Here is a 2,011-nt window from a genome sequence, read left to right on the forward strand (position 1 = left end):
CACAATCCGCTTTAGTAATACGCTCTTTAACTAAACCAATAATAATATCGTCAGAAATTAGTTGACCAGCATCCATTACTTTTTTTGCTTCTAGACCCAGTGGCGTGCCTTCTTTAATTGCCGCACGTAACATATCGCCAGTAGAAATTTGTGGAATACCGTATTTGTCCATTAAAAACTGAGCTTGAGTACCTTTACCTGCACCCGGCGCGCCCAAAAGAATAATGCGCATATTATTGTCCCCTAGTATGGATATTTATTTTAAAGCCTGAATTCTTCCACAAGCGCCGCCGATACTCAAGCAACTTATACTAATTGATGAGCCGTTGGGGTGTTTACAGGGCATTAAAAAAGGGAACACACGTTCCCTTTTATTTAAAGTACATAAATTATACTTTATTAACTGAGTAAATAGCTATTTGCTTATTTACTTAGTTCAAGCATCAATTTATTTAAGCGAGTAACAAATCCTGTTGGATCTTTAAGTGTACCGCGTTCTGCAAGTAGCGCTTGATCTAGTAAAACGTGTGACCACTGCGCAAACTTATCTTCATCTTGTTCGTCATTTAAGTGCTTAACAAGTTGATGCTCTGGGTTTAGCTCAAACACAGGTTTTGCTTCAGGGGCTGCTTGACCAACAGATTCCATTAGCTTTTGCATTTGTGAGCTCATGTCGTTGTCGTCGCTTACAACACATGCTGGAGAATCTGTTAAGCGGTGCGTAAAGCGCACTTCTTTAACGTCATCACCTAGTGCTGTTTTAATACGTTCAACAAGGCCAGCCATTTCTTTTTCAGACTCTTCTTGCGCTTTTTTTGTTTCTTCGTCGTCAAGCTTACCTAAATCTAAGTCACCACGTGTGATCGACTGTAGTTGCTTATCAGCAAATTCAGTTAGGTGACTCATCATCCACTCGTCAACACGGTCACTTAGTAGTAATACTTCAATGCCTTTTTTGCGGAAAATCTCTAAATGCGGTGAGTTTTTCGCAGCGGTGAATGTATCAGCTACTACGTAGTAAATTTTGTCTTGGCCTTCGTTCATGCGTTCAACATATTGCTCAAGCGACACATCTTGTGTTTGTGAATCAGTGTGTGTCGAAGAAAAACGAAGTAGCTTACAAATAGCTTCTTTATTGGCAGCATCTTCAGCTGGGCCTTCTTTCATTACTTGACCAAACTCATTCCAAAATACTTGGTAATCGTCAGCTTTGTTTTTAGCCATACGCTCAAGCATTTTAATAATACGCGATGTACACCCTTTACGAATAGCTTGCGTTACTTTGTTGTCTTGTAGAATTTCACGAGATACGTTCAGTGGTAAATCGTTTGAATCTAGTAAGCCTTTTACAAAGCGAAGGTAGCTTGGCATGAATTGCTCAGCATCATCCATTACAAACACACGTTGTACGTAAAGTTTTAAACCACTTTGACGTTCACGGTTCCATAAGTCGAAAGGTGCTTTTTTAGGAATATATAAAAGGCTAGTGTATTCAGTTTTACCTTCAACCTTATTATGTGCCCAGCTAAGTGGCTCTTCCCAATCATGGCTAACATGCTTGTAAAACTCTTTGTATTCATCATCAGAAAGCTCTGATTTATCGCGTGTCCACAATGCAGTCGCGCGGTTAATGCTTTCCCACTCACCTGGTACTGCTGGAATTTTTTCGCCGTCTTCGCCTTCAGATTCAGGCACTTCTGCTTTAAACATTTGTACTGGCGTTGAGATGTGATCAGAGTATTTAGTAACGATACTACGTAGGCGCCAGTCATCAGCAAATTCTTTTTCTTCATCGCGAAGATGTAAAATAATGTCGGTACCACGGCCTTCTTTTTCAATTTCTTGAAGTGTGTATTCGCCTTCACCTTTAGATTCCCACTCATAAGCGGTTGTTTCACCGGCTTTGCGTGTACGAACAGTGACTAAATCAGCAACAATAAATGCTGAGTAAAAACCAACACCGAATTGACCAATTAACTGTGAATCTTTACTTTGATCACCCGTTAAGTTT

2 protein-coding genes are annotated in these 2,011 nt (G+C 40.1%); both read right to left on the bottom strand.

What is annotated here, in order from left to right:
- Positions 1-232 (bottom strand): nucleoside monophosphate kinase (locus H5072_RS18015; protein ID WP_182694331.1); only part of this gene is annotated, 232 nt, incomplete at its 3' end.
- 191 nt (positions 233-423) lie between these two features.
- On the bottom strand, positions 424-2,011 hold a 1,588-nt coding region (gene htpG, locus H5072_RS18020), incomplete at its 5' end, for a molecular chaperone HtpG (protein ID WP_182694332.1).

Source organism: Pseudoalteromonas sp. SR45-5 (genome assembly GCF_014163565.1).
Lineage (GTDB): Bacteria > Pseudomonadota > Gammaproteobacteria > Enterobacterales > Alteromonadaceae > Pseudoalteromonas > Pseudoalteromonas distincta.